23 protein-coding genes are annotated in these 25,862 nt (G+C 68.2%); 5 read left to right on the forward strand and 18 right to left on the reverse strand.

Annotated features, from left to right (window positions below; genetic code table 11):
• Positions 1 to 463 precede the first annotated feature (463 nt).
• From ACFQZQ_RS12690 to ACFQZQ_RS12725, 8 genes are all read right to left on the reverse strand, one after another.
• Positions 464 to 1,969 carry a hypothetical protein gene (locus ACFQZQ_RS12690; RefSeq protein ID WP_386813217.1) on the reverse strand — a complete coding sequence of 502 codons (1,506 nt, stop codon included), beginning with the start codon at positions 1,967 to 1,969 and terminating at the stop codon, positions 464 to 466.
• A gap of 117 nt (positions 1,970 to 2,086) precedes the next feature.
• A complete protein-coding gene (locus ACFQZQ_RS12695) occupies positions 2,087 to 2,632 on the reverse strand; it encodes a hypothetical protein (protein WP_386813218.1) in 546 nt (181 codons plus the stop codon).
• Positions 2,633 to 2,963: 331 nt separating this feature from the next.
• Positions 2,964 to 4,226 (reverse strand): chromate efflux transporter, encoded by a 1,263-nt coding sequence (gene chrA, locus ACFQZQ_RS12700; RefSeq protein ID WP_386813220.1) that lies wholly within the window; start codon positions 4,224 to 4,226, stop codon positions 2,964 to 2,966.
• A 146-nt stretch (positions 4,227 to 4,372) separates the two neighbouring features.
• Positions 4,373 to 4,867, reverse strand: a complete 495-nt coding sequence (locus tag ACFQZQ_RS12705; RefSeq protein ID WP_386813222.1) for a hypothetical protein — start codon at positions 4,865 to 4,867, stop codon at positions 4,373 to 4,375.
• Between the two features lie 137 nt (positions 4,868 to 5,004).
• Positions 5,005 to 5,388 carry a VOC family protein gene (locus ACFQZQ_RS12710; protein WP_386813223.1) on the reverse strand — a complete coding sequence of 128 codons (384 nt, stop codon included), beginning with the start codon at positions 5,386 to 5,388 and terminating at the stop codon, positions 5,005 to 5,007.
• Between the two features lie 187 nt (positions 5,389 to 5,575).
• Entirely contained in the window at positions 5,576 to 5,923 is a 348-nt protein-coding gene (locus ACFQZQ_RS12715; RefSeq protein WP_386813224.1) for an excalibur calcium-binding domain-containing protein, read from the reverse strand.
• Between the two features lie 71 nt (positions 5,924 to 5,994).
• Positions 5,995 to 6,474, reverse strand: coding sequence for a hypothetical protein (locus ACFQZQ_RS12720; protein ID WP_386813225.1), 480 nt, complete (start codon positions 6,472 to 6,474; stop codon positions 5,995 to 5,997).
• Positions 6,475 to 6,876: 402 nt separating this feature from the next.
• Positions 6,877 to 7,917, reverse strand: a complete 1,041-nt coding sequence (locus tag ACFQZQ_RS12725) for a patatin-like phospholipase family protein (RefSeq protein ID WP_386813227.1) — start codon at positions 7,915 to 7,917, stop codon at positions 6,877 to 6,879.
• A 293-nt stretch (positions 7,918 to 8,210) separates the two neighbouring features.
• On the opposite strand from ACFQZQ_RS12725, the gene ACFQZQ_RS12730 reads away from it, so the two are divergent.
• Positions 8,211 to 8,573, forward strand: coding sequence for an endonuclease domain-containing protein (locus ACFQZQ_RS12730; protein ID WP_386813228.1), 363 nt, complete (start codon positions 8,211 to 8,213; stop codon positions 8,571 to 8,573).
• A gap of 156 nt (positions 8,574 to 8,729) precedes the next feature.
• On the opposite strand, the gene acs is transcribed toward ACFQZQ_RS12730, so the two are convergent.
• Positions 8,730 to 10,691, reverse strand: a complete 1,962-nt coding sequence (acs, locus tag ACFQZQ_RS12735; protein ID WP_386813229.1) for an acetate--CoA ligase — start codon at positions 10,689 to 10,691, stop codon at positions 8,730 to 8,732.
• 138 nt (positions 10,692 to 10,829) lie between these two features.
• Here acs and ACFQZQ_RS12740 point away from each other — a divergent pair, with 138 nt between their 5' ends.
• Positions 10,830 to 12,503, forward strand: a complete 1,674-nt coding sequence (locus ACFQZQ_RS12740) for an MFS transporter (RefSeq protein ID WP_386813230.1) — start codon at positions 10,830 to 10,832, stop codon at positions 12,501 to 12,503.
• Positions 12,504 to 12,520: 17 nt separating this feature from the next.
• Here ACFQZQ_RS12740 and ACFQZQ_RS12745 read toward each other — a convergent pair whose 3' ends face one another.
• From ACFQZQ_RS12745 to ACFQZQ_RS12765, 5 genes are all read right to left on the reverse strand, one after another.
• Positions 12,521 to 13,102, reverse strand: a complete 582-nt coding sequence (locus ACFQZQ_RS12745; RefSeq protein WP_386813231.1) for a hypothetical protein — start codon at positions 13,100 to 13,102, stop codon at positions 12,521 to 12,523.
• The gene (locus ACFQZQ_RS12750; RefSeq protein ID WP_386813233.1) at positions 13,099 to 14,496 is read right to left on the reverse strand and encodes a PQQ-dependent sugar dehydrogenase; all 1,398 of its coding nucleotides are present in this window, start codon (positions 14,494 to 14,496) and stop codon (positions 13,099 to 13,101) included. The genes ACFQZQ_RS12745 and ACFQZQ_RS12750 overlap by 4 nt, the downstream gene beginning before the upstream one ends.
• Positions 14,497 to 14,554: 58 nt before the next feature.
• Positions 14,555 to 14,923, reverse strand: a complete 369-nt coding sequence (locus ACFQZQ_RS12755; protein ID WP_386813234.1) for a hypothetical protein — start codon at positions 14,921 to 14,923, stop codon at positions 14,555 to 14,557.
• Between the two features lie 105 nt (positions 14,924 to 15,028).
• Positions 15,029 to 15,406 (reverse strand): EF-hand domain-containing protein, encoded by a 378-nt coding sequence (locus tag ACFQZQ_RS12760; protein ID WP_386813235.1) that lies wholly within the window; start codon positions 15,404 to 15,406, stop codon positions 15,029 to 15,031.
• Positions 15,381 to 16,586 carry a DesA family fatty acid desaturase gene (locus ACFQZQ_RS12765; protein ID WP_386813236.1) on the reverse strand — a complete coding sequence of 402 codons (1,206 nt, stop codon included), beginning with the start codon at positions 16,584 to 16,586 and terminating at the stop codon, positions 15,381 to 15,383. The genes ACFQZQ_RS12760 and ACFQZQ_RS12765 overlap by 26 nt, the downstream gene beginning before the upstream one ends.
• Positions 16,587 to 16,876: 290 nt before the next feature.
• On the opposite strand from ACFQZQ_RS12765, the gene mutM reads away from it, so the two are divergent.
• Positions 16,877 to 17,704 carry a bifunctional DNA-formamidopyrimidine glycosylase/DNA-(apurinic or apyrimidinic site) lyase gene (mutM, locus tag ACFQZQ_RS12770; protein ID WP_386813238.1) on the forward strand — a complete coding sequence of 276 codons (828 nt, stop codon included), beginning with the start codon at positions 16,877 to 16,879 and terminating at the stop codon, positions 17,702 to 17,704.
• Between the two features lie 181 nt (positions 17,705 to 17,885).
• Here the strand turns inward: mutM and ACFQZQ_RS12775 are convergent, their stop codons facing one another.
• Positions 17,886 to 19,085: a S1 family peptidase gene (locus ACFQZQ_RS12775; RefSeq protein ID WP_386813239.1), complete on the reverse strand. Its 1,200-nt coding sequence runs from the start codon at positions 19,083 to 19,085 to the stop codon at positions 17,886 to 17,888.
• A 452-nt stretch (positions 19,086 to 19,537) separates the two neighbouring features.
• On the opposite strand from ACFQZQ_RS12775, the gene ACFQZQ_RS12780 reads away from it, so the two are divergent.
• Positions 19,538 to 20,098 carry an ECF-type sigma factor gene (locus ACFQZQ_RS12780; RefSeq protein WP_386813240.1) on the forward strand — a complete coding sequence of 187 codons (561 nt, stop codon included), beginning with the start codon at positions 19,538 to 19,540 and terminating at the stop codon, positions 20,096 to 20,098.
• Between the two features lie 16 nt (positions 20,099 to 20,114).
• On the forward strand, positions 20,115 to 22,961 hold the full coding sequence (locus tag ACFQZQ_RS12785; protein WP_386813241.1) for a serine/threonine-protein kinase: 2,847 nt from the start codon (positions 20,115 to 20,117) through the stop codon (positions 22,959 to 22,961).
• A gap of 24 nt (positions 22,962 to 22,985) precedes the next feature.
• Here the strand turns inward: ACFQZQ_RS12785 and ACFQZQ_RS12790 are convergent, their stop codons facing one another.
• From ACFQZQ_RS12790 to atpD, 3 genes are all read right to left on the reverse strand, one after another.
• Positions 22,986 to 23,606: a thymidine kinase gene (locus ACFQZQ_RS12790; RefSeq protein ID WP_386813242.1), complete on the reverse strand. Its 621-nt coding sequence runs from the start codon at positions 23,604 to 23,606 to the stop codon at positions 22,986 to 22,988.
• A 297-nt stretch (positions 23,607 to 23,903) separates the two neighbouring features.
• Positions 23,904 to 24,329: a F0F1 ATP synthase subunit epsilon gene (locus ACFQZQ_RS12795; protein WP_386813244.1), complete on the reverse strand. Its 426-nt coding sequence runs from the start codon at positions 24,327 to 24,329 to the stop codon at positions 23,904 to 23,906.
• Positions 24,330 to 24,422: 93 nt separating this feature from the next.
• Entirely contained in the window at positions 24,423 to 25,823 is a 1,401-nt protein-coding gene (gene atpD / locus ACFQZQ_RS12800) for a F0F1 ATP synthase subunit beta (protein WP_386813245.1), read from the reverse strand.
• Between the last annotated feature and the right edge of the window lie 39 nt (positions 25,824 to 25,862).

The following is a 25,862-nucleotide window of genomic DNA, read 5'->3' on the forward strand; positions in this document are numbered from 1 at the left end:
GGGAGGATTTGCTCTTGTTCTGACGTGGGCAACGGCCACAGCAAATCCCCCTCAATCCCCCTTTTTCAAAGGGGGGAAGCGGCCGCGCGCTCCTGGGATCGGGCCATTCTCCCTCCTTTGGAAAAGGAGGGCCGGGGAGGATTTGCTCTTGCTGTTGCCGAGAGCAACAGCTTCGGGAGCATTATGCGGGGACGTAATGCACCGCACCTCGTCACCTCGGACAGGGATCCGGTGCAATGCCCTTCGGTTATTGCGCCCTACGCGAGCTGGACTGTTTGGCGTTACTACGGGCGGAATCGGCCCGATCGACCGGCGGCTGGAGCAACTGGCGCGCAGCGACGTGGCCACCCAACGCTACCAAGCGATGCCTGGCATCGGCGACCATTTTCTTTCGGAGAACTTGTAGCCGCGAGCGCAGCACTGCGCCTGTCGAGTGCAAAGACGGTATGGGCGTCAATACGCGTTAGGGTGATGGAGGCGTCGCGTTGTCTCTAAATGGTCGCGCAGTGATGGCGACATCCCGCGGGATGTGGGGATTGTTGAGTCCGTCGGCGGGAATTCCCGGAAGGCTTGCCCATGGCGAGTAGATGCCGTTGACGCCAGGCCTCCATTGGCGAGGCGCGGAGACGACGCGGATTACCAGCACTTCGAATCCGCCAGGACCGCCTAGCAATGCAATCAATAGTTCTGTGCTCTGCGCGTCCCACACTGTCGCTCCAAACGTCGGGCAGATGCCAGCCGATACCTTGTACGAATACACCGAACCGTTAGCAGCGTCTCCGGAGCGCGAAAGAACGTCGACAGGAGGCCGCCACGACCCGCCTCCTGCAGAGAATCGAACGGCGTGCCAAAGTCGGTATCGCCCTCCGGATTCGGCGATGAAGAAGACATTGACCGCAGAGGCTTGCGCCACGACTGTCGCACTCGTGATGGTGCCGAATCCGCCACCCAGCACCTGCCCCACATCGCCCCAACCCGAGACGGCACGGAAACGGCTAAACATTCGTCCGCTCCCGTCGGTCACCGGCCCGAAATCGCTGGCCATGCTGTGGTACAGGACGCCATTGCGGATCGCGAGCATATGAAGCTCGCGCGTAGCGAGGTCGTCATCGAACTGCCTCATCGCGCATTGCACCGAGCCCGTCCCGGCCTGGTCGCCCGGACCTGAGATTGTCGGCGTCGGTGGCGTGGGCGGCCCGAAACTCGGCGGTGCGAGCGGTGCAGACGGAATCGGTCTGTTTGGAACGAAGTAGTTGTCCCCGTTCACGACATCCTGAATGAACACAACACCCCCACTCACGCCATAGGGCGAGGTTGTCGGTGGCCTGGTCGGCGACGTGGACTCAATCAGCCAAGTTGTGCGCGAGCCATTGTTCTCGGCGCGGCCCCCGACGCATCCGAACATTTGCGGGGACGCAAGCCCCACAGCCATCAATTGGGGCACCGTAAGGGCGGCGATCTCGGGCGTGTCCGCCTCATCCCCGCGGTTCGCAGTACCCGTTCCTACCGAAGACCAGCTCCCGCTCGTATTCTGGGCCGTGATGTTCCAGGCACTGCCGAAAAAATCAGGCCCGCTGGATGTGGTGCGCGCAGCCCGTGTGGCTTGGGCGCGGTGCACTTCCGGTGCAGCCGGTACGCGCAGCCAAGCCTCGCTGATGCCGTATGTATCGGGAACACCCGTCGCGGCAAGCGTGAACCCGACCGCCGGATCGCCAAGCGGTGGAGACATAGGCCGGAACGCGGCGAAGTTGTGCGGGACGTTCGGGTCGGTCCGTTCCGATACGAATACCTGGCCGTTCCACGAAGCTGTACTCGTGGCGCGCACATCGCAAAGAATCGTGCACATTGGCGTAATTGGGACCGTCCGGGTACCGGTGCCGCTCGTAGTACAGGCAACAAGCAATGTCGTGGTGCACACGATCACGAAGGCAACCAGTTCTGATCGGACGCACCTTGCGTTAGCGTTCATTGAACCTCCTTCGAGCAGGACACTTTTAAGTCATACGACAAAGTTTGCGTTCACCCGCAGCCAACAGACGGCGACGCCGGATTTTTACCCTCGCGTGCAACGAATGGTTAGGTCGCACTACGCAAAAGTGACAATCCCTCCTGTCAACGCAAGTGCGACACCCGCGAAGATGCCGAGCGTCTTCTGAAACGCAACCAGGCCGCTGGGTGTCCCTGCAGCCGAACGGGCACGACAATCATCAAGTTGCGGGAGAAGTACGCTTGATACGACGACGAGCGTAATCCCTGCCGCAGCAGCGCTGACACCAATTGCGACCGCCACCGCGATACCAGCGTAGGGGATTGTCGCAATGAGGGCTCCCGCCACCGCCGCCGCCGTCAGCGCGCCGAGGGCAGCAACTAAGCCTATAAGCGCCGCAAAAAGCTTGTCGCCGGCCTCCTTGCAAGGCGCCACCGTGCATTGGGCCGCCTCGGCGGCAGCGGCGTTGACCGATCCCATGGCGGTGCCACTTAATACAGCGATAACGATCATGATTGGCATGTTGGCCGACGACGTCCACCATGAACCCGCGAGCGCCGTCGCTGTAGCAGCAAGAACTACTGCCAACAAAAGGAAAACGCTCGCGCTGATCAGGAGCGCGGCAATTTTGCTGGGATTGCACATAGGGCCTCCATTTTTGCCACCTTCACGGGACGGACGAGTGCCTAACACTCCGGCCCGCCATTCAGGCCGATGCAAGGAACGCGGTATCGCACCATGGCCCGTGGCGCGATTGCAGCAGTTCACGATTGCACTTCCCTCGGCGCTGATCGGCGTCAGCGCAGGTAGGGGCTGCAGATCAGGGAACGTAGCCGCCGTTGCTCGGCGGCCTCCCCCTTTTTCGACGGCGGTTTCGAATAGCGAGCCGGCTTGGCCTGGACGAGTTCTCGGGCACAGGTGCGCTGCCAGCAGCAGTCCAGTACGCCGCGATCCAGGTCCGAGCGACCGGCCATACTCAACCCGGCACGGCCAGCGACGCCCAGCCCCACAGCGCCGCGCCGGCGATCACGGCGGGAATCACCCAGCGCGCCTTCGAGCCGAAAAGGATGCCGAGCACGATCGCGAACAGGACCAGCGCCGGCAGCCCGGTCAGGCTCACGCTGAGCAGCGCCAGCGTGGTGCCGGCGATCAGCCCGACCACGCCGGCGGTGACGCCTTGCAGGAACACGCGGATGCGCGGCCGGTGCACGAGGTGCTCGAGCGCGTCGTGACCGACCAGGGTGAACGCGAACGCCGGCAGGAAGATTCCGGCCGTCATCGCCACCGCGCCCCACGGGCCGCCGCCCAGATAGCCCACGAAGGTGGAGAAGATGATCAGCGGCGCCGGCAACAGCCCCGACAAGGCCAGGCCGTCGAGGAACTGCGCGTTGCTCATCCACGCGCCCTGCGTCACCGCGTCGCGTTGCAGGAAGGGGATCACGGTGTAGGCGCCGCCAAAGGTCAGCAGCCCGGCCTTGAGGCCGGACCAGAACAACGCCGGCAACGGCATCGCCGCCGCGCGCGCCACCGCGCCGATCGCGTCGGGCTTGGCGGTCAGTGCATCGAAGCCGGCCAGCCCGCCGGCATCCCATGCGAACGCGACGACCGCGGCCGTCACGAGCGCGGCCAGTGCGGCGGCGGCGCGCGTCTGGCGCTGCGCCAACAGATAAATGCTGCCGGCGGCCGCGAGCACGATCGCGAAGTGCACGCCGGCCAGGTGCGCGCCGGCGGCGAGGATCGCGATCACCCACAGCCAGCGATCGGTGACCACGTGGCCGCCGATGCGGAACACCGCGCGCACGATCAGCGCCGCCACCGCGACCTGCACCGCGGCGAACACGGCCTGCAAGCCCGCGGTCTTGAGCCCGTAGCGCACGTACGCCCACGACAGCGCGAACATCAGCACGAAGCCCGGCAGCATGAAGCCCAGGCCCGCCACCACCCCGCCCCAGCGGCCGCGCGAGCGCATGCCGAAGTACACGCACAGCTCGTGTGCCTCGGGGCCGGGCAGGACCTGGTAGACCGCGAGCACGCGGTTGAATTGCGCGCTGCTGATCCAGCGCTCCTCGTCTACCAGCTCGTGGCGGATCATGCCGATCTGGGCGACCGGGCCGCCCCAGGCCAATGCCCCGAAGCGCAGGAAACGCAGGAACAGCGGCCACCACGGTTCGCGCGGGACCGCGTAGTGAGCGCCAGTGGCGTCGTGATCGGACGGCGGCAGCTGGGCCTGGGAAGACATCGCGGTTCCGCCGTGTCGCGTCACTGGGTGCCGGCAGCGTAGCGCAGTGCGGCGCCGTCGCCGCCGCGGCTTTCGCGTGGCCCCTGCAGCGCGCTAACGCGCGGAATCGGGCCTATCCGCGACGCGGCCGCGGCGGGGATGAATGGTCAGATGCCATCCACGAGCGCCTGGTAGCCCACGCGTGGATCACTCGACACCCCGGTGCGCGAACAAGCCCCGCCGGCGATGAGCCTGCCTTGCCACTCGAACGCGTACACCACGTACGTCTTGCCCTGGTCGAAGCGAGAGCTGCAGGTGGAATCCACCGGCCCGGTACTGATGCGGCGGACAGCGGCAGGTGCGCCGTGGAAGGTGCGCGACACCTGGAACGTCACGATCTGGTAGGGCTCGAACCTCTCCGGCGGGCGGATGGTTCGGCCCGTCAGCAGGCTGCGGATGTCGTTGAAGAAGGGTTCGAACAGGCCAACCCGTCGCGCGGGCGGGGGCGCGATGGTCGCTATCGAGATGACGGTGCCGGCGAAGGTGTTGACGCTCCTGGCCGCCTCCTGCCGCGGTGACTCCGGCGGCGCGCACGAGCACGCGAGGGCCGCCCCGGAGAAGTGCAGGTTAAGCAGCGCGGTGGCGAGGACGGTCGTTCGCATGGCATCTGGACGCCTGGGCCGAGCCGCGGTGTGCGATGGCGGATGGCGATGCCAGGTCCGGGCAAGCCACTCTACGCCCCACGAGACCGATGGCGGCAATGCAGCCGGGCAACCGCCATTCCGCATCGCCGCAACCGTCAGCCGTCTGCCCGTCGGCACACCGCCTCTATGACGTGCCCGTCCGGATCCAGGACGAAGGCGGCGTAGTATGAGTCTCCATATTGCGGCCGTAGAGCAGGCCCGCCGCGATCCACCGCGCCGGCGCCAAGTGCGGCAGCATGAAAAGCGACGACCGCATCCCTCGACTCAGCCTGAAAGGCGATATGAAGGCGCCCCTCAACCGGGCGACCGCCGCCAATCCAGAACCGCGCGTCGCCTGCGATGCCGAAGCCGGTGCCCTCGCGTCCATCGGTGCGTTGTATGTGCACCAGCGGGGAAATGCCGAGCGTCGCCAAGACTGTGGTGTAGAAGTCGCGACTGCGCGCCAGGTCGGTTACCGCAAAGTCCACGTGGTCGAACATGGGGCGACTCCATGAGAGGCCTGATGCCGGAATCAGGGCGCGCTACGAAGCGGCTTTGGCTTGAAGAACGCAACACGCAACACGAGGACACATGATGAAAAGCCGACGCCTGGAAGCTCAAGGCGAGAGCGTCATGGACCCGGAGTTGAGGGGAAGTTCCTTGTGGAATTGTTGGACCTTGCACCGCTCACCTGCACCACTGATCCTCACACGGGATGCCGTCACGGTCGCCGTCCATCGCTGTGTTGGGACAGTGCTGGATAAAGTATTTGGCCTCAGCGCACGAAGTCATCTGAGGGCAACTCGTCCGTCCATCGCAATTTGACGAAGATTCGGACGTCGCACTAGCAAACGGACTGCGTGGCTTGATCCAGGAGCGATCCTCCGCTGCAACGGCTTGCACCGCAACATTGGGAGGAGCGACTTGGGGCGCCGCGGCGTCCGCGGCGTCCGCGGCGTTGGGCGAGTACTTGTCATAAGCGAACAGGGCGGCGCCGCCAAAGACTACGAACCAGAATAGGTCTTTCACTTTCACGGCAATCCCCCGAGCAAGGTTTAACGCTGAGTTAAACAGTGCGGCGAAGCCACATGGGCTTGAACGAATTGCTAAGTGTCGACAGTGTGACCAACGATCTCATTACCTTGCATGTTAAACGTGACAAAGAGCCAACGCTTTCCGGTCGACTCAAAGCTCACGTTCCAGAGTGGCGGGTCCGCAGGATTGGGGTCCAATCCGAGCGATGAGATGAAAAAGCTCTGATTCAAAGGTACTGAAGAGTCTTGCGCGGCCCACTTGTCACGAATAGAGGCAAGTTGATCGTGAAGCCTTGCCCAGATAGCGGGATAGTCACGCGCCTTCTCTAGAAGGAAAATCCTAGATAACTCGTACGGCCCTGCTGCTGTGCCGGGAATGCTTGAGCAACCCACTTTGGCGAAGTGTTCTGGGACTTCCCACTCCGAATCCATCTGCCAAATCCCAACGTCGCCATTGCCGTACGGCCCATCAAAAGTAATGGGGCCAAAATCCGGGTCAGACACTTTTGGTGGTGGATTGTGCGCCCCAACCAGTTTTTTCCAGAAGCTCATGACACCTCCATTCGACACCTAACAGCTGTTAGATCCCCGAAAAGGGGATACGCCATGGATGCTCAGGTTCGCTTGAGGGAGCGTCAAGCAGAAAAACTCTTCGGCCGCCATTGCCGTTGACGGGGGAGCAGCGCCCTCGGCGGGCGCGCCAACGCCGGCGCCTTGCTGTTCTCCCTCCTTTGCCAAAGGAGGGCTGGGGAGGATTTGGTTTTTCTTTTGCGCTGACTTGGGCAACAGCAACGGCAACGGCAAATCCCCCTCAATCCTCCTTTTTCAAAGGGGGAGGTGGTTGCCGCGATTCGGGAAGGTCTGCGCAGGCCCGATGGCCTTGGGCGCTGGGCGGCGCGATGGGTATCGCTGCGCTCGACCCATCCTGCATAGCGACGTCGCTGCGACGTCGGGTTACTGCGCGTCGGCGGGAGTGCAGTCGGGGTCGCGGCGCAGCAGCTTGTCGAGGCGGTCTGGTTCGCACTTGGGCACCACTTTTTTCGGCGCCGGCGTGCGCGCCTTCTGCGCGGCGACGCGCGTGCGCTGCAGTTGCGCGAGCTTGGCGCGGATCTGCGGCATCGCCGCCAGCGCGGCGCGCTCGCCTTCCAGGATCGCGGTGTTCTTCTGCTCGAAGTCGGCGGCGCCGATGTCGCTCACCTTGGGACGGATCACGATGTCGGCGCGCGCGAGTTCCTGCGCGCCCAGGCGCTGGCCCATGATCGTGATCGACTGGTTGATGTTGCCCAGCAGGCTGCCCGGCGCCTTGCCGCTGGCCTTGGTGGAGATGTCGACCGCGATCACGAAGTCGGCGCCCAGCGCGCGCGCGGCGTCGACCGGTACCGGGCTGACCACGCCGCCGTCGACGTAGTGCAGCTTGCCGATCACCACCGGTTCGAACACGCCGGGGATGGAGCTGGACGCGCGCACGGCCTGGCCGGTGTTGCCGCGGGTGAACACCATGCGCTTGCCGGTTTCCAGTTCGGTGGCGACCGCCGCGAACGGCTTGCGCATGCGCTCCAGCGTGCGGTTGCCGAGCAACTGGTTGACGTAGTCCTGCAGTTTCTGGCCCTTGACCACGCCGCCGGAGAACAGGCTGACGTCGCGGATCTTGTCTTCGTCCAGCGCGAACGCGTGCTGCTGCATCGCGAACGCGTCCATACCGCTGGCGTAGAGCGCGCCGACCACGCTGCCGGCGCTGGTGCCCGACACCACCACCGGCTGCACGCCGCTGGCCTCGAGCATCTTGATCACGCCGATGTGGGCGAAGCCCTTGGCCGCGCCGCCGCCGAGCGCGATGCCGACGCGGATCTTCGGCAGCGGCTGTTGCGGTGGCGGGGTGACCACCGCGACCGGCGCGGTCGGCTTGACGTTGTCGCCGCCGCAGGCGCCGAGCAAGGCGGCCAGGCAGGCAGTGAGGGACAGCAGCAACAGCGGGCGCAGCCGGGACGTGTTCATCGGAGCCGAAAGGGTCAGGGGCGGGATGGCCATGGGCGCGCAGCTTACCTGCATCCCACCCAATGGCTGCTGGCCGGGCGTTGCGTGGTGACGGGCATCACGGGCACGGGAGCGCGGGAGCAGGGCTTGGGGGAATGGGGGGGTCGGTTGGAGGGCAAGGACCAAAAGCAAGAGCAAATCCCCCCTGCCCCCCTTTTTCAAAGGGGGGAACAGCGACGGATGCGGGGAAGTCCTACCCGCGCTGGTGCACTTCCCCCCTTTGTAAAAAGGGGTTGGGGGGATTTGCTTGGTGCATGCAGAACTACGACCGCCGACTCAAGCCCTACTCACGCAGCTTGCGCTGCGCGATGACCGATGCGGAACAACGGCTCTGGTATCGCGTGCGTCGCAAGCAAATCGCAGGCGTGCCGTTCTATCGGCAGAAACCGCTTGGGCCTTTCATCGTGGACTTCTACGCGCCTGCGGCGGGGCTGGTGGTGGAGTTGGATGGTGCGCAGCATTTCACCGATGGTGGTCGCATGGCGGATGCACTGCGCGACGCAGCACTGGGGGCGATGGGCTTGAGCGTGCTGCGGTTCGATGATCGGCAGGTGTTGCTGGAGACGGAGGGGGTGGTGGAGGTGATTTGGCGGGTCGTGGTGGAGCGTATGCGGTGAGAGCCAAAGCAAATCCCCCCTGCCCCCCTTTTTCAAAGGGGGGAACGGCAAGGGCCAATGCAGGAACGGAAATGCTTGAGAGTGAAAGCGCTCGTGCGCTCCCCCCTTTGAAAAAGGGGGGCTGGGGGGATTTGCTCCTGCTCTCGGCCCACCCCATCACTTCGCCAACCGCTCCTTGACCAGCGCGTCGACCACCGACGGATCGGCCAGCGTGCTGGTGTCGCCGAGCCGGTCCGGGGCCAGCTGCGACGAACCGGCTTCGGCGATCTTGCGCAGGATGCGGCGCATGATCTTGCCCGAGCGCGTCTTCGGCAGGCCCGGCGCCCATTGCAGATGATCAGGGGTGGCGATCGGGCCGATCTCGGCGCGCACGTGCCTGACCAGTTCGGCGCGCAGTTCGTCGCTGGGCGCCTCGCCGGCGATCAGAGTCACGTAGGCGTAGATGCCCTGCCCCTTGAGGTCGTGCGGGAAGCCGACCACCGCCGCCTCGGCGACCTTCGGGTGCGAGACCAGCGCGCTTTCGACTTCGGCGGTGCCGATGCGGTGACCGCTGACGTTGATGACGTCGTCGACGCGGCCGGTGATCCAGTAGTCGCCGTCACTGTCGCGGCGGCAGCCGTCGCCGGTGAAGTACGTGCCCGGGTAGGTCTTGAAGTAGGTGTCGATGAAGCGCTGGTGGTCGCCGTACACCGTGCGCATCTGCCCGGGCCAGGAGTCGAGCAATACCAGGTTGCCCTCGGCCTCGCCCTCGAGCACCTGGCCACTGGCGTCGACCAGCGCCGGCAGCACGCCGAAGACCGGCCTGGTCGCCGAGCCGGGCTTGAGGTCGGTCGCTCCCGGCAGCGGCGCGATCAGGATGCCGCCGGTCTCGGTCTGCCACCAGGTGTCGACGATCGGGCAACGCGCGTCGCCAACCACCTCGTGGTACCAGCGCCAGGCCTCGGGGTTGATCGGTTCGCCGACCGTGCCAAGCAGGCGCAGAGATTTTCGCGAGGTGCGCTGCACCGGCTCGTCGCCTTCGCGCATCAGCGCGCGGATCGCGGTCGGCGCGGTGTAGAAGATGGTGACCGCGTGCTTGTCGATCACCTGCCAGAAGCGCGACACGTCGGGATAATTCGGCACGCCTTCGAACATCAGCGCGGTCGCGCCGTTGGCCAGCGGGCCGTAGACGATGTAGCTGTGGCCGGTGATCCAGCCGACGTCGGCGGTGCACCAGTAGACATCGTCCTCGCGCAGGTCGAACACCGCCTCGTGGGTGTACGACACGTACACTAGATAACCGCCGGTGGTATGCAGCACGCCCTTGGGCTTGCCGGTGCTGCCGGAGGTGTAGAGGATGAACAGCGGGTCCTCGGCGTTCATGCGCTCGGGCTCGCACTGCGTCGGCTGGCTGTCGACGACGGCGTCGTACCAGCGGTCGCGCGGCATCTGCATGTCGACTGCGGCGTGGGTGTGGCGCACCACGAGCACGGTCTCGACCGAGTTGGTGCCTGGCAGCTTCAGCGCGGCGTCGACGTTGGCCTTGAGCGCGACCGGTTTGCCGCCGCGCAGGCCCTGGTCGGCGGTGATGATCAGCTTGCTGCCGCAGTCGGCGACGCGGTCGGCGATCGAGTGGGCGGAGAAGCCGCCGAACACCACCATGTGGATCGCGCCGATGCGCGCGCAGGCGAGCATCGCGATCGCGGCCTCCGGAATCATCGGCAGGTAGATCGTGACCCGGTCGCCCTTGCGCACGCCCAGCTGGCGCATCGCGTTGGCGAGCTGGCACACGCGTGCGTGCAGCTCGCGGTAACTGATGCGCTGCGCCGGCTGCGCCGGATCGTCGGGCTCGAAGATCAACGCGGTCTTGTCGCCGCGCGCGGCGAGGTGGCGGTCGAGGCAGTTGACGCTGGCGTTGAGCTCGCCGTCGGCGTACCAGCGGATGCGGAAATCGGCGAGCGCGAAGCTCGTGTCCTTGACCTGGGTCGGCGGCGTCATCCACTCCAAGCGCTGCGCGACGGCGCCCCAGAACGTGTCCGGCTGCGCTACCGACTGCGCGTACAGGCGCTCGTACTCGGCGCGGTCGATGCGCGCGCGCTGCGCGAACTGCGCGCGGACGGGATAGACGGCCTGCGTCATGGGACGTGCTCCGGAACGTGGGTAGGCAGATTCTGCCGCATCGACGTGGCCGACGACCCGGGTGGAGGCGGGTCGAGCGCGTTGCCGATCCGGGCCGCTCGCGTGGCACGCTAGGGCCTGTCCACCGGGGAGCCGCCGATGTCCAGCACCGCCACCGTCGCGCCTGTCGCGGGCACGCTCGAACCCAGGCTCACCCAGGGCCACAAGAAGGTCATCTTCGCCTCGTCGCTGGGCACCGTGTTCGAGTGGTACGACTTCTACCTGTACGGCTCGCTCGCGGCGATCATCGCCAAGCAGTTCTTCTCCGCGTTGAATCCGACCAGCGGCTTCATCTTCGCGCTGCTCGCGTTCGCCGCCGGGTTCGCGGTGCGGCCGTTCGGCGCGCTGGTGTTCGGGCGGCTCGGCGACATGATCGGGCGCAAGCACACGTTCCTGGTCACGATCGTGATCATGGGCGTGTCGACGTTTCTGGTCGGGGTGCTGCCCGGCTACGCCAGCATCGGCATCGCCGCGCCGATCATCCTGATCAGCCTGCGCCTGCTGCAGGGCCTGGCGCTGGGCGGCGAGTACGGTGGCGCGGCGACCTATGTCGCCGAGCACGCGCCGCACGGCAAGCGCGGCCTGTACACCAGCTTCATCCAGACCACCGCGACGCTGGGCCTGTTCCTGTCGCTGCTGGTGATCCTGGGCTGCCGCTACTTCCTTGGTCCCGAGGCGTTCGAGGCCTGGGGCTGGCGCATTCCGTTCCTGCTGTCGTTCGTGCTGCTGCTGGTATCCGTGTGGATCCGCCTGCAGCTGGCCGAGTCGCCGCTGTTCCAGGAAATGAAGGCGCAGGGCAAGACCTCGCAGGCGCCGATCACCGAGAGCTTCTTTTCGAAGAACGGCAAGATCGCGCTGCTGGCGCTGCTCGGCGCGACCGCGGGGCAGGCGGTGGTCTGGTACGCGGGCCAGTTCTACGCGCTGTTCTTCCTGACCCAGACGCTCAAGGTCGAGGCCGCGTCGGCCAACCTGATGATCGCCGCGGGCCTGCTGATCGGCACGCCGTTCTTCATCTTCTTCGGCTGGCTGTCGGACAGGGTCGGGCGCAAGCCGATCATCATGGCCGGCTGCCTGATCGCGGCGCTGACCTACTTCCCGATCTTCAAGGCGCTGACCCACTACGCCAATCCCGCGATCGAAGCCGCGGCCCGAACCAGCCCGGTGGTGGTCACCGCCGACCCGGACACCTGCACGTTCCAGTTCAACCCGGTCGGCACCAGCCGGTTCACTACGTCATGCGACATCGCCAAGTCGGCGCTGGCCAAGGGCGGCGTGCCGTACGCGAACGTCGCGGCGCCGGCGGGCACCGTCGCCAGCGTCACGGTCGGCGACACGGTGGTCAGCGCGTTCGAGGGCAGTGGCCGCAGCGCGGATGCGCTCAAGGCATCGGGCGACACGTTCAACGCCGGACTGAAGTCCGCGCTGGCCAGCGCCGGCTATCCGGAGCAGGCCGACCCGGCGCGGATCAACACGCCGATGGTGATCGCGCTGCTGTCGCTCCTGGTGATCTACGTGACCATGGTCTACGGGCCGATCGCGGCGTGGCTGGTCGAGCTGTTCCCGACCCGGATCCGCTATACCTCGATGTCGCTGCCGTACCACATCGGCAACGGCTGGTTCGGTGGTTTCCTGCCGACGATCGCGTTCGCGCTGGTCGCCGCGTCGGGCAACATTTACCAGGGCGTGTGGTACCCGATCGCGATCGCGGCGATGACGCTGGTGATCGGCACGCTGTTCCTGCCGGAGACCAGGGATGTCGACATCACCCAGTGAGTTTCGCTGCGTGGACTTCAGCGCGATCCGGCCGGCGGCCTGGCAGCCAGCGTGCGCACGAACTCGATCACCCCCGGCAACAAGCCGAACAGTAGCGACGCGACCAGCACCGCGGCGATCACCGCGCGCTCGAACGGCGGCTCGCGCCATTGCAGCGTCCACGCATTCGGCGGTGCCTCGGCCAGCGCCAGCAGCGCCTGGAATGCCGGCCAGTGCAGCACGATCACGATCGCCAACGCCGCCAGCGGCAGCACGTTGAGGAAGTTGTGCACGAACTGCTCGAACGGCGAGATGTGGCGGCGCGCAGCGGCGTAGCGCACGTCGCGGTAGGCGGTCACCGTGTGCGCGGCGACACCGAGGATCAGCACGGCCAGCGTCAGCGCGTTGATCCGGGCGAGCAGCACGAGCAGCACCGGCACGCCGATCTGCGCGGTCTGCAGCAGGTGCAGCGCCGACTCGTGAAGGCCGGCGGTGTGGGCGATGTCGCTGCGGGCGTGCGCCCAGTAGTCGGCCAAGCCCGCTAGCAGCCACAGCGGCAGCACGACGGAGCCCAGCAGCCCCCACAGCAATGCGTCCAGCGGAACCGCCGCCGGGCTCATTTGCGGCTGGCCGGTTCCGTGCTGGCGGCAGGCGCGGGCGACGCGGCTGCCGGCGGCGGCGTGCTCGCCGTGACCCGCCACACCGCGTTGCCGACATCGTCGGCGACCAGCACCGCGCCGGCGCCGTCGACCACGACGCCGACCGGGCGGCCGCGCGCGTTGCCGTCGGCATTGACGAAATCGGTCAGCACCGCTTGCGGCGGGCCATTCGGGCGGCCGCCGGCAAACGGCACGAACACCACGTCGTAGCCGCTGCGCGGCCGCCGGTTCCACGAACCGTGGCGGCCGATGAAGGCGCCGCCGCGGTACTGCGGCGGCAACGCCGCGCCGTCGTAGAACGCCAGTCCCAGCGGCGCCACGTGCGTGCCCAGCGCGTAGTCGGGCACGATCGCCTGAGCGACCAGGTCCGGCCGCGGTGGCTTGACGCGCGCGTCGACGTGCGCGCCGAAGTAGCTGTACGGCCAGCCGTAGAACCCGCCGTCGCGCACCGAGGTCAGGTAGTCGGGCACCAGGTCGCTGCCGATCTCGTCGCGCTCGTTGACCACGGTCCACAACGCGCCGGAATCGGGCTGCCACGCCAGGCCGTTGGGATTGCGCAGGCCGCTGGCGAACACGCGGTAACCCTTCGCGTTCGCCGGAGCGGGCACCGCGCCCGCGCGCAGGTCGACTTCCAGGATCGCCGCGCGGTCGACCTCTTTGTCCATGCCGTTCTCGGCGACGTTGCTGTTGGAGCCGACGGTGACGTACAGCTTCGTGCCATCGCGGCTGGCGAGCAGGTTCTTGGTCCAGTGGTGGTTGAGCGGGCCGCCGGGCAACGCGACCAATTGGGTCGGTGCGGCCGTGACCTCGGTCTGGCCGAGGCGGTACGGCACGCTGACCACGGCGTCGGCATTGGCCACGTACAGGGTGTCGCCGACCAGCGCCATCCCGAACGGCGAGTTCAGGCCCTGCAGGAACACCGTGCGCAGCTCGGCGCGACCGTCGCGGTCGGCGTCGCGCAGCAGGGTGATGCGGTTCGCGCTGGGTACGCCGGCGCCGGCGCGCTTCATCACCGCCTTCATCACCGCGCCCTTGATGCCCTTGCCATCCTCCGGCCGCGGCGGCGCGTTGCTCTCGGCCACCAGCACGTCGCCGTTGGGCAGCACGTGCAGCCAGCGCGGGTGGTCCAGCCCGGTCGCGAACGCGTTGACCGCGAAGCCCGGCGCCGCGGTCGGGGTCGCGCCGTCGGGCCAGCCGACCGCTGGGGCGATGTGCACGGTCGGGATCAGGGTCTTGTTCGGCGGCGGCAGGGTCGGCTGCGGGCCGACCGACTCGCCGTTCAACAACCGCGAGCGCTCGGCGCAGCCGGCCAGCGCCAGCGCGGCGACCAACGGGAGAATCCACCATCGGGGCATGTCGCGTCCTCGCGGTTCAGTCAAGTTGGGTCAGTCAGGTTGATTCAGTGGGCTTGGGTCAGCCACCGCCGAACGCGGCGAACAGCAGCAACGCGAAGCCGAGCACCGCCAGCCCGGCATGGCCGAACAGCAGCCCGGTCGGCAACGGCTTCTGCTTCCAGTGGTAGACCAGGTTCATGAACGCGCCGCCCGCTGCCGCCAGCAGCAGCAACGCCAGCGCGATCTGCGCGGTGCCCGGAATGCCCGCGGCCAGCGCGGCGTAGATCAGCAGGGTGAGCCCGGCACCGGCGAGCAGGCCGTGCCCCATCGCCAGCCACGCCGGCGGATTGCGCTTGGCGCCCAGGCGGATCGCCGCCATCACCACGCCACCCAACGCCGCGAACGCGAACAGCGCGGTCGCGGTTTGCAGCATCCCCATTGCGTCCATGACGGCATCCTCGTCACCGGAACTTCCGGCAGCGGCGACGCTAGTCCGGCCGTTGTGATCGCCGCGTAAACCAGCGCAGTCGCGTCGGGGCGACGCCGGCGAGCGTTACTGCGGCGGTGCCGCCAACTCGCGCGCGTCGAGCGCGCCGTCGCGGTTGCGGTCCTGGCGGCGGAACGCGGCCGCCAGCGATTCACGGTGGGCGGCCAGGTGCACCGGCTTGCCGCGGCCGCCGGGCAGCTCGGCCGGCGTCAGCACGCCGTCGCCGTCGCGGTCCATGCGCGCGAACGCATAGCCCATCCAGTCCTGGTACTCGGCCAGCGCGACGCGGCCGTCGGCGTTGCTGTCCATCTTGCCCAGGTAGTCGCTGCTGGCGCGCACCTGCGCCAGGGCCGCGGACGACGTCAGCAGTGCCGCCGCGGCCACGCACAGGTGCCGGCCGGACCACGGGCGCGCGCGATCACGCACGCGCCGGCGCCAAGGCATAGCCCTTCATGCGCGCCGAGAACGCCTGCAGCGCGTGGATGCCGCTGGCCTCGGCCTCCGCGCACCACGCATGCAGCTTCTGCAAGGTCGCCTGGGCATCGTTGGAACGCTCGTCGAGCACCTGCGCCAGGCGCGCGCGGAAGTCCGCCAGCTGCGCCATGCGCGGGCTTTCGGCGACCCAAGCCTGCAGCCGCGCGCGCTTGTCGTCGTCGAGCCAGCGGCCGCCGTCGGCCAGCCCCTTGCGCAACGTGCGCGGCAGCGCGCGCACGCGCTGCGCGGCGTGGCGCTTCTCTTCGCGCAGGGCCGGCAAGGTGACCGCGCGGTAGTAGTCGGTCATCGCCTGGAAGCGGATCGCGAGCAGCGCCTTGAGCGTCTCGGTGTCGGGCATCGCGATGTTCGGGCGCACGTCCAGCGACGGCGCGACGCGCAGCACCTTGGCCAGGCCGATCGCCTGCAGCAGCTTGATCGTGCTCCAGCCGATGTCGAACTCGAAGCGGCGCAACGCGAACTTCGCGGAACTGGGGAACGCGTGGTGGTTGTTGTGCAGCTCCTCGCCGCCGATCCAGAAGCCCCACGGGGTGAGGTTGGTGGCGGTGTCGGCGGTCTCGAAGTTGCGGTAGCCCCACCAGTGGCCCAGGCCATTGACCACGCCGGCGGCCCAGAACGGGATCCACGCCATCTGCAGCGCCCAGATCGCCACGCCGGCGAAGCCGAACAGCGCGAAGCTGGCGAACAGCAGCAAAGTCGGGCCGAGCGTCGGGTAGCGCGAGTAGAGGTGGCGCTCGATCCAGTCGTCCGGGCAGCCCTTGCCGTACTTCTCGATCGACTCGCGGTCGGCACGCGCCTCGCGGTAGAGCTCGACGCCGCGCCAGAACACGGTCCTGATGCCCTTGATCTGCGGGCTGTGCGGGTCTTCCTCGGTCTCGCACTTGGCGTGGTGCTTGCGGTGGATCGCCGCCCACTCGCGCGTGATCATCGAGGTCGTCAGCCAGGTCCAGAAGCGGAACACGTGCGCGAGCGCCGGGTGGAAGTCGACCGAGCGGTGCGCCTGCGAGCGGTGCAGGTACAGCGTCACCGAGAGGATGGTCAGCTGGGTCGCGGCCAGGAAATAGATCGCGAGCGTGCCGAGGCCGGCCTGGGCGAAGCCGCCGGCGAGGAAGTCGAGCAATGAAGCGGGCATTGGAACTCCACAAGTGGTGCGGTCGCGCGGGACGTGTCGCCGGGCGCTTTGGGCCGATCGGCCCGAAGCGATGATGCCACCGCGCCGCGGCCGTGCGCGTGGGTATGGGCAGGGACTGTGATGGGGGTCGTTCAGCGCGCGCGCAAGCGGTCGGGCTGAACGCGTGCGGGCGCGGTGCGACGCAAGCCGTAAGCTGGCGGCGCGCCGCGAACAACCGCGCCGCGCAACCTTCCAACGCCGCGTTACCCATGCCGCCGCAGCGGCCCGGAACACGCCCAGCCCGACACCCCATGCCCGAACTCCCCGAAGTAGAAACCACCCGCGCCGGCCTCGCCCCCCACCTGGAAGGCCGGCGCGTGCTCGCCGCGACCCTGCGCCGGCCCGACTTGCGCTGGCCGATCCCGTCCGAAATCCAGGACACCCTGCCCGGCCAGCGCATCGACGCGGTGCGCCGGCGCGCGAAGTACCTGCTGCTCGACACCGCCGCCGGCAGCGCCCTGCTCCACCTGGGGATGTCCGGCAGCCTGCGGGTGCTGCCATCCGACACGCCGGTCACCGCCCACGACCATGTCGACCTGCTGCTGGATGGAGGCGGCTCGGGCGCGCGGCGCGTGCTGCGCTTCAACGACCCGCGCCGCTTCGGCTGCCTGCTGTGGCAGCCCGCAGGCGAAGTCCATCCATTGCTGGCCGACCTGGGGCCGGAGCCGCTGTCCGCCGATTTCGACGGCGACTACCTGTTCGCGCGCAGCCGCGGCCGCAGCGCGCCGGTCAAGGCGTTCCTGATGGACCAGCGCGTGGTGGTCGGCGTGGGCAACATCTACGTCGCCGAGGCGCTGTTCGCCGCGGGGATCTCGCCGCTGCGCGCGGCCGGCAAGGTCTCGCGCGAACGCTACGCGCTGCTCGCCGCCGCGGTGAAGGCGATCCTGGCCTACGCGATCGCCCGCGGCGGCACCACGCTGCGCGACTTCATCAGTCCCGATGGCGCGCCGGGCTATTTCGAACAGGAGTTGTCGGCCTATGGCCGCGGCGGCGAACCGTGCCCGAAGTGCGGGCGGCCGTTGAAGCAGGCGGCGATCGCGCAGCGCACCACGGTCTGGTGCCCGCACTGCCAGCGCTAGATGCCTAACCCGACACCTGGTTCAGCGCGGTCGAGGCAACCGATGATGACGGCAGCCGAGGCAGGCCGGGGTCGGTTGCAATGATCGCGGCGCAGCCAGTACGGCGTTCACGCGCGGGTGCTCCGGGTTGACGCACGAGAACGCCCCGGAAATCCGGGGCGTTCTGCGTTTCGTGCTGCGATCAGCCGCGGACCAGGGTCAGGCCGTACGCGCTCAGGATCGGATTGAGGCGCTGGAAGAACGTCTGCCGTTGCGAGCTCGGCAGCGAGCAGTTGTCGTTGCTGCCGTTGGGCAGGTTGCCGCCGGACGTCACGCCCTGCGCCTGGCCGGCACCGGTGATCCAACTGCCGCCCGAGTCGCCGCGGCCGGTGCAGACATTGGTCTGGGTAAGGCCATACACCGCGCCGACCGAGTAGTTGACGGTCACGTTCTTCGCCGTGATCGAGCCGCACTTCCAGCCGGTGGTGCGACCGGAGCGACACAGCGACGCGCCGGTCGCCGCCTCGGTGCTGCCGATGACCCGCGGATAGGTGCCGGAGCTGTAGTTGTAGACCAGCCCGTACAGGGTATGACCGCTGCTGACGCTGACCCAGGCGCGGTCGTTGCCGGGGAAGCTCGACGACTGGAACGAGCCGACCGACTGGCCTTCAACCTTCACGCTGTTGCCTGCGCTGCCGCAGTGGCCGGCGGTGGCGAAGCCCTTCTGCGCGCCCTTGGTGACCGAGAAGCCCACCGAGCAGTACGACGCGTTGTTCACGATGTACTCGTAGCCGCCGACGATGTTCGCAGTCGTCTGCGGCCAGCCGGGCACGATCTGCACGCGCACCGCGTCGGGGTCGGCGCCGCTGCGGGCGATGAAGTCGACCGCGGCGTCCGTCGCGTCGGCCGCGATGCTCAACGTCACGCTGTTGGTCACGGGATCGACATGCCACGAATGCACGCCACGCAGCGCCGCGCGCCTGTCGAGTGCGACCGCGTAGATGCCGTCGAGGCGATCCTTGGCAGCGTCGAGGTCGCGCAGGCTGTGGCGGACCTGGCGCATCGTCGCGCCCGGCACGGCTGCAGCGCGCGAGGCCCGCGTGGTGGCGACGACGAACTGGAAAGAGCCGTCCGCCTTGCGCTCGATCCAGCTGCCGGCGAAGCCCGCGCCAAGCTGGCGCTGGGCGATGGCGCCCTGCGAGTTGGCGGCACGCTCGGTCTGCAGGTACTGCGCGACCTGGTGCGGGAATATGCCCAGGTCGCGCTGCATGGCGAAACTGAGCTGCGGGTCGAAGGCGTCGCTGGCGACGGCGGCGCCGGCAGGCAGCGCGGCGGCAAACAGGGTGAGAACGAGGGTCGCGCGCTTGGACGACCGGCGGGCGGTCAGGGACGATGCGTGCATGCGTTGAAACTCCTTGGTGGCGGTGCTGGGGGATGATTCGGAAGGAACGACACGAACATCAACAGCGCGAACTGCCCGCCTTGATCGGCGCTACGGGCTCTCGACGGGCCGGCGGAGTCGAGCGGAAACCGCGGGGTGAATTCGCGAACACCGTCACACTTCAGGCCGAAAGTGCTTGCTTTTTCCTTCAGCGGCGAAAAATCCGCAAGTTGTCCGACCGGCGGCACGCGCCGGCGCCCTGGAAACGCGCGGCCACGGCGCCGATTCGTTGCGACGCACAACGCCCGCGCGCGGGCAGATCGTCTCGCGCGAACCCGGCCGACTCCAGGCCCTGGGCGGCATGAACTCCGGCCGCGCCCGCCCCCTTGCCCAGCGCTGCCAGCCCGTCGGCACCGGCTTTGCGCGACAACTGAACGCGCTATAGTCGGCCCACTTGCCTCAGGGGAGGTTGCATGTCCGATACGGCTGACATCACATTGCTGCTGGATGCGGCACGCGGCGGCGACCGCGGCGCACTGGATCGCGTGCTCGCCACGCTCTACCAGGAACTGCACATGATGGCGCGCCGCCAGCTCGCCGGTCAGCACGGCCAGACGCTGGATGCGACCGCGCTGGTGCACGAGGCCTACCTGAAGCTCGTCGGCCGCCGCGAGGCGAAGTTCGACGATCGCGCGCACTTCTTCGCCTACGCCGCCTCGGCGATGCGCTCGGTGGTGGTCGACTACGCGCGCCAGCGGCTGGCGCAGAAGCGCGGCGGCGACCTGCACCGCGTCACCGACCTGCCCGAGGACATCGAGGGCGGCCTGCGTCTGGACGAGGAAACCCTCGGCCTGGACACCGCGCTGACCAAGCTGGCGGCGGTCGACCAGCGCCTGGCGCAGGTGGTGGAACTGCGCTACTTCGGCGGTTTGTCCGAACTGGAGATCGCCGCCCTGCTGCAGCGCTCCGAGCGCAGCATCCGCCGCGACTGGCAGAAGGCGCGGCTGTTCCTGCTGGCGTCACTGGACGGCTGAGCCGAGTCGGTAGCCGATGGACGCCGAGCGTTGGCAACGGCTGTCCCCCCTGCTCGATGCGCTGTTCGAGCTGGATGACCAGGAACGTGCGCAGCGCCTGCGCGACCTGCGCGACGACGATGCCGCGCTCGCCGACGAACTGGAATCGCTGATCGCTCTGGAGGACGGCCACGAGGACTTCCTCTCCGAACCGCTGATCCCGCCGCTGGCGGCGCTGCGCCCGGGCAGCGAGATCGGTCCGTACCGGCTCGAACGCATGCTCGGCGAGGGCGGCATGGGCCAGGTCTGGCTGGCCGCGCGCGCCGATGGCCTGTACCAGCGCCGGGTCGCGCTGAAGCTGCTGCGCCCCGGCCTGGCGGACCCCAACCTGCGCCTGCGCTTCACCCGCGAGCGGCAGATCCTCGCGCGGCTGGCGCACCCGCACATCGCGCGCCTGCTCGATGCCGGCATCAGTGCCGAAAACCTGCCCTACCTCGCGCTGGAATACGTCGAAGGCGAGCCGATCACCGACTACTGCCGGCACCACAACACGCCGCTGGAAAGGCGGCTGCGGATGTTCGAGCAGATCTGCGACGCGGTCAGCCACGCGCACGCCAACCTGATCGTGCACCGCGACCTCAAGCCGTCCAACATCCTGGTCACGCCCGGCGGCGACGTGCGCCTGCTCGACTTCGGCATCGCCAAGCTGCTCGACTCCGATGCGCCCAAGGTCGAGCAGACCCGCACCGGGGTGCGCACCTTCACCCTGCACTACGCCGCGCCCGAGCAGATCCGCGGCGAACCGGTCACCACCATGACCGACGTCTACTCGCTGGGCGTAGTGCTGTACGAGCTGCTGACCGACGCCAAGCCCTACCGGCTCAAGCGCCAGACCGATGCCGAGTGGGAGGAGGCAATCCTCGCCGTCGATCCGTTGCGGCCCTCGCAGACCGTGCTGCGCGATGCCCACGGCGAGGCCGCCGGGGCCGACCCGCACCTGCTGCGCCGGCATTCGCGGCGGCTGGCCGGCGACCTCGACAACATCGTGCTGAAGACGCTGTCCAAGCGCCCCGAGCAACGCTACCCGTCGGCCGAGGCGCTGTCGCTGGACCTGCAGCGCTACGAGGCCGGGCGACCGGTGCAGGCGCGCGCGCAGAGCGTCGGCTACCGAATGCGCAAGTACCTGCGCCGGCACCGCTGGGCGCTGGCCACCGGCTCGTTCGCCGCGGTGGTGCTGAGCCTGGCGCTGGGCGTGGTGGCCTGGCAGGCACGCGAGGCGGTGCGCGAGGCCGGCCGCGCGCAGGCGATGCAGGACTTCATGGTCGGCCTGTTCGAGAACGCCGGCGGCGCGCCCAACGGCGGCGGCGTCGACCTGCGCAACCTGCTCGACGACGCGGTCGAACGCGGCAACCGCGAGCTCATGAAGCAACCGCGCGCGCGCGCCGAACTGCTCGGCGTGGTCGCGCGCCTGCGCAGCGGCCTGGGCGACTACCGCGAGGCGCATGCGCTGCTCGACCGCCAGGCCGGGATCATCGACCTCACCGCCGGCATCCCGGTCAGCCTGCGTCTGGAATCGCTGACCCAGCGCGGCGAGGTGCTGCGCCAACTCGGCGACCCGCGCGCGTGCATCGACCTGATGCAACCGGCGCTGGACACCGCGCGCCGCGAGCAGGCGCAGCTGCCGCCGCAGGCGGCGGACTTCTACTCGCAACTGGGGCGCTGCCGCGGCGCCAACGGCGAGCGCCGGACCGCGCGGCTGCTGTTCGAGCGCGCGCTGGCGCTGCGCCGCGATGCGGCCGGCGCGCAGATCGGCGAGGTCGAGAACCGCCTGGACCTGGCCGGGCTGGATGCCGACGACGGCAATGCCGCGGCGGCCGGGCGCAACTACCAGGCGGCGCGCTTGCAGCTGCGCCAGGTGGCCGGCGAGCGCCACCCGCTGATGATCCGCATCGGTCGCCGGCTCGCCGAGCTGGCGCGCCAGCGCGGCCACCACGCCACGGCCGAACGCGAGCTGCGCGGCGCCTTCTCGATCGCGCTCGAAGCCCACGGGTCGCTGCACCCGACGACGCTGGCGGTGCAACGCGACCTGGCCGCGGTGCTGGTCGAGCAAGGCCGCTACGCCGATGCCGAGCGCGAGCTGCGCGACCACCAGCGCGTCCTGCTCGAACGCTACGGCCGCGACCACGCCGAGCTGCGCGACAGCCACCGCGCGCTGGGCCAGGTCGAATGGCAGCGCGGCGATACCCGGGCGGCGCTGGGTTCGCTACGCACCGCGCTGGCGATCAGCCGCCGCGGTGGCGACCCGGCCCAGATCGCCGAATCGCTGGTCGAGTTGGCCGAGCTCGAGCACGGCGTCGGCGACGACCGCGACGCCCTGCCGCACCTGGAACGCGCGCGGCGCCTGCGCAGCGAGCGTTACGGCGCCAACCACGCCCTGGTCGGCGACGTCGACCGCTTGATCGGCGAAGTCAGCGCCGCGCTCGGCCTGCCGGACCCGATCGTCGCGCGGCTGGCGCAGGCGGTGCAGCTGACCCGCCACGGCTACGGCTTCGAACACCCGAACGCGCGCACCGCGCAACTGTCGCTGGCCCGCCACCAGGCTCTGTCCGGCGACGCGAGCGGGCTGGTGCGACTGGACGCGCTGGCGCGCCTGCCAGAGTCCGACCTCGCCCTGCGCCCGCTGGCCTGGCGCGCGCGCGCCTATGCCGCGCAGGTGCGTTGCAGCGGCCCCCGCCAACCCGTGGCGATGCAGGCATTGGACGCGTTGCTGGCGCAGTTGCAGCAGGCCCAGCGCGAGGGCGGCGCGATCACCCGCGAGGTCGCGGCGATCCGCGCGGGCTGCGCCGACGGCGCGTCGACGTCAACCGCTTCGGCGGCGCGCTGACCCAGCGGTTGCGCGCCGCATGCACTACAGCGGCAACGACGGCTGCAGCGGTGCGATCTCGCCCTCGCCGCGCATCACCTTCTTGTACTCGGCGCGCGACACCGACAGGTAGCGCTCGTTGCCGCCGATCTCGACCTGCGGCCCGTCGAGCACCGCGCGTCCCTGCGCGTCCACGCGCAGCACCATCGTCGCCTTCTTGCCGCTGTGGCAGATGGTCTTGATCTCGGTCAGTTCGTCGGCCCACGCCAGCAGGTACTGGCTGCCCTCGAACAGTTCGCCGCGGAAATCGGTGCGCAGGCCATAGCACAGCACGGGGATGCGCAACGCGTCGACCACCTCGCTCAGTTGCCAGACCTGGGCCTTGGCAAGGAACTGCGCCTCGTCGACCAGCACGCAATCGAGCTTGCCGTGCGCGGCGATGTCGGCGCGGACCAGCCGCTCCAGATCCTGTTCGCGCTCGAAGGCGATCCCCGGCGCACTCAGGCCGATCCGCGACGACACCGTGCCGCTGCCGGCGCGGTCGTCGAGCGACGGGGTCAGGATCGCCACCCGCATGCCGCGCTCGCTGTAGTTATGCGCGGACTGCAGCAAGGTGGTCGTCTTGCCGGCGTTCATCGCCGAATAGTAGAAATAGAGCTTGGCCATGCGCGCAGTTTATGGGTTTGGACGCCATACGGAACGGTAGATCCGCGCTTGCTGGGATGGCTTTTTCCCGACCGCGCACGCTGGTCGGACGGCCAGCGGTTTCGGGCAGGAGCTCCGCCGCGCCCGCGCTCATGTAGATCCGAATCTGCTCGGATCACGCCTGCCCGGTTGCCCCGCGCAGGTTCCGAGCAAGCTCGGACCTACGGGTTCCGCTGCAGCGGTGATTCGCTTGCGCCTCCGCTAACGAAAAAACGCCGGCGCGAGGCCGGCGTTCTCATCGACGCGCAAAGCCGGGGATCAGTGCTTCATGTTCTTGCGCAAGCGCTCCAGTGCCTGCAGCTGCACCAGCGCCTCGGCCAGCTTGGCCTGCGCCTGCGCGACTTCCATCTTCTCGCCGCGGTGGGCCAGGATTCGCTCGGCCTCTTCCTTGGCGGCGCGCACCGCGGCCTCGTCGATGTCCTGGGCACGGATAGCGGTGTCGGCCAGCACGGTCACCACCGTGGGCTGCACTTCGAGGATGCCGCCGGAAACCGCGAAGTCGAGCTGCTCCCCGCTGGGCAGGGTCACCACCACCTTGCCCGGCTTCAGGCGGGTGATCAGCGGCGCGTGCTTCGGCGCGATGCCGAGCTCGCCGATCTCGCCGGTGGCGACCAGCAGGGTCGCCTCGCCGTGGAAGATCTCGTGCTCGGCGCTGACGATGTCGCAACGGAAACTGGATGCCATGTGATTCTCTGTCCGGTAGGGCGGGTTTCAACCCGCCGCTCTTAGGCGGGGTGGTGCGTGACGGCGGGGTGCAACCCGCCCTGCGCCGCTGCCTTAACCCGTGATCTTCTTGGCCTTCTCGACCGCTTCCTCGATCGCGCCGACCATGTAGAACGCCTGCTCCGGCAGGTGGTCGTACTCGCCCTCGACGATGCCCTTGAAGCCGCGGATCGTGTCCTTCAACGTCACGTACTTGCCCGGCGAGCCGGTGAACACCTCGGCGACGTGGAACGGCTGCGAGAAGAAGCGTTCGATCTTGCGCGCGCGCGACACGGCCTGCTTGTCCTCTTCGGACAGTTCGTCCATGCCGAGGATCGCGATGATGTCCTTCAGCTCCTTGTACTTCTGCAGCGTCGACTGAACCTTGCGCGCGACGTCGTAGTGCTCGTTGCCGATCACGTTCGGGTCGAGCTGGCGCGAGGTCGAGTCGAGCGGGTCGACCGCCGGGTAGATGCCCAGCGACGCGATGTTGCGCGACAGCACCACGGTGGCGTCCAAGTGCGCGAACGTGGTCGCCGGCGACGGGTCGGTCAGGTCGTCCGCGGGCACGTACACGGCCTGGATCGAGGTGATCGAGCCGGTCTTGGTCGAGGTGATGCGCTCCTGCAGCACGCCCATTTCCTCGGCCAGGGTCGGCTGGTAACCCACGGCCGACGGCATGCGGCCGAGCAGCGCCGAGACTTCGGTACCGGCCAGGGTGTAGCGGTAGATGTTGTCGACGAAGAACAGCACGTCGCGGCCCTTGCCCGAGGCATCCTTCTCGTCGCGGAAGTACTCGGCCATGGTCAGGCCGGTCAGCGCGACGCGCAGGCGGTTGCCCGGCGGCTCGTTCATCTGGCCGTACACCATCGCGACCTTGTCGAGGACGTTGGAGTCCTTCATCTCGTGGTAGAAGTCGTTGCCCTCGCGGGTACGCTCGCCCACGCCGGCGAACACCGACAGGCCTTCGTGCGCCTTGGCGATGTTGTTGATCAGCTCCATCATGTTGACGGTCTTGCCGACGCCGGCGCCGCCGAACAGGCCGACCTTGCCGCCCTTGGCGAACGGGCACATCAGGTCGATGACCTTGATGCCGGTTTCCAGCAATTCGTTCGCCGCGGCCTGCTCTTCGTAGCTCGGCGCATCGCGGTGGATTTCCCACATCGCCTGCGCTTCGACCGGGCCGGCCTCGTCGATCGGGGTGCCGAGCACGTCCATGATGCGGCCCAGCGTGCCCTTGCCGACCGGCACCGAGATGCCCTTGCCGGTGTTATTGGCCACCAGGTTGCGCTTGAGGCCGTCGGTCGAACCCAGCGCGATCGTGCGGACCACGCCGTCGCCGAGCTGCTGCTGCACTTCCAGCGTGATCGCGGTGTTGTCGACCTTCAATGCGTCGTACACGCGCGGCACGGACTCGCGCGGGAACTCGACGTCGACGACGGCACCGATGATCTGAACGATCTTGCCCTGGCTCATCACTATTTCCTCGTATCTCTAAAGCTGCTTGGCGTTCGC

The sequence above is a fragment of the Lysobacter koreensis genome (genome assembly GCF_042677045.1).
Classification (GTDB): Bacteria; Pseudomonadota; Gammaproteobacteria; order Xanthomonadales; family Xanthomonadaceae; genus Lysobacter_K; species Lysobacter_K koreensis.

Coding starts and splice junctions, on each gene's coding strand:
- ACFQZQ_RS12765 (WP_386813236.1), bottom strand. CDS start 16,586: ATGCCCGCTTCATTGCTCGACTTCCTCGCCGGCGGCTTCGCCCAGGCC.
- acs (WP_386813229.1), bottom strand. CDS start 10,691: ATGACGCAGGCCGTCTATCCCGTCCGCGCGCAGTTCGCGCAGCGCGCG.
- ACFQZQ_RS12790 (WP_386813242.1), bottom strand. CDS start 23,606: ATGGCCAAGCTCTATTTCTACTATTCGGCGATGAACGCCGGCAAGACG.
- ACFQZQ_RS12785 (WP_386813241.1), top strand. CDS start 20,115: ATGGACGCCGAGCGTTGGCAACGGCTGTCCCCCCTGCTCGATGCGCTG.
- mutM (WP_386813238.1), top strand. CDS start 16,877: ATGCCCGAACTCCCCGAAGTAGAAACCACCCGCGCCGGCCTCGCCCCC.
- ACFQZQ_RS12710 (WP_386813223.1), bottom strand. CDS start 5,388: ATGTTCGACCACGTGGACTTTGCGGTAACCGACCTGGCGCGCAGTCGC.
- ACFQZQ_RS12720 (WP_386813225.1), bottom strand. CDS start 6,474: ATGAGCTTCTGGAAAAAACTGGTTGGGGCGCACAATCCACCACCAAAA.
- ACFQZQ_RS12740 (WP_386813230.1), top strand. CDS start 10,830: ATGTCCAGCACCGCCACCGTCGCGCCTGTCGCGGGCACGCTCGAACCC.
- ACFQZQ_RS12775 (WP_386813239.1), bottom strand. CDS start 19,085: ATGCACGCATCGTCCCTGACCGCCCGCCGGTCGTCCAAGCGCGCGACC.
- chrA (WP_386813220.1), bottom strand. CDS start 4,226: ATGTCTTCCCAGGCCCAGCTGCCGCCGTCCGATCACGACGCCACTGGC.
- ACFQZQ_RS12760 (WP_386813235.1), bottom strand. CDS start 15,406: ATGCCTTGGCGCCGGCGCGTGCGTGATCGCGCGCGCCCGTGGTCCGGC.
- ACFQZQ_RS12755 (WP_386813234.1), bottom strand. CDS start 14,923: ATGGACGCAATGGGGATGCTGCAAACCGCGACCGCGCTGTTCGCGTTC.
- ACFQZQ_RS12725 (WP_386813227.1), bottom strand. CDS start 7,917: ATGAACACGTCCCGGCTGCGCCCGCTGTTGCTGCTGTCCCTCACTGCC.
- atpD (WP_386813245.1), bottom strand. CDS start 25,823: ATGAGCCAGGGCAAGATCGTTCAGATCATCGGTGCCGTCGTCGACGTC.
- ACFQZQ_RS12795 (WP_386813244.1), bottom strand. CDS start 24,329: ATGGCATCCAGTTTCCGTTGCGACATCGTCAGCGCCGAGCACGAGATC.
- ACFQZQ_RS12730 (WP_386813228.1), top strand. CDS start 8,211: ATGCAGAACTACGACCGCCGACTCAAGCCCTACTCACGCAGCTTGCGC.
- ACFQZQ_RS12705 (WP_386813222.1), bottom strand. CDS start 4,867: ATGCGAACGACCGTCCTCGCCACCGCGCTGCTTAACCTGCACTTCTCC.
- ACFQZQ_RS12780 (WP_386813240.1), top strand. CDS start 19,538: ATGTCCGATACGGCTGACATCACATTGCTGCTGGATGCGGCACGCGGC.
- ACFQZQ_RS12745 (WP_386813231.1), bottom strand. CDS start 13,102: ATGAGCCCGGCGGCGGTTCCGCTGGACGCATTGCTGTGGGGGCTGCTG.
- ACFQZQ_RS12690 (WP_386813217.1), bottom strand. CDS start 1,969: ATGAACGCTAACGCAAGGTGCGTCCGATCAGAACTGGTTGCCTTCGTG.
- ACFQZQ_RS12695 (WP_386813218.1), bottom strand. CDS start 2,632: ATGTGCAATCCCAGCAAAATTGCCGCGCTCCTGATCAGCGCGAGCGTT.
- ACFQZQ_RS12750 (WP_386813233.1), bottom strand. CDS start 14,496: ATGCCCCGATGGTGGATTCTCCCGTTGGTCGCCGCGCTGGCGCTGGCC.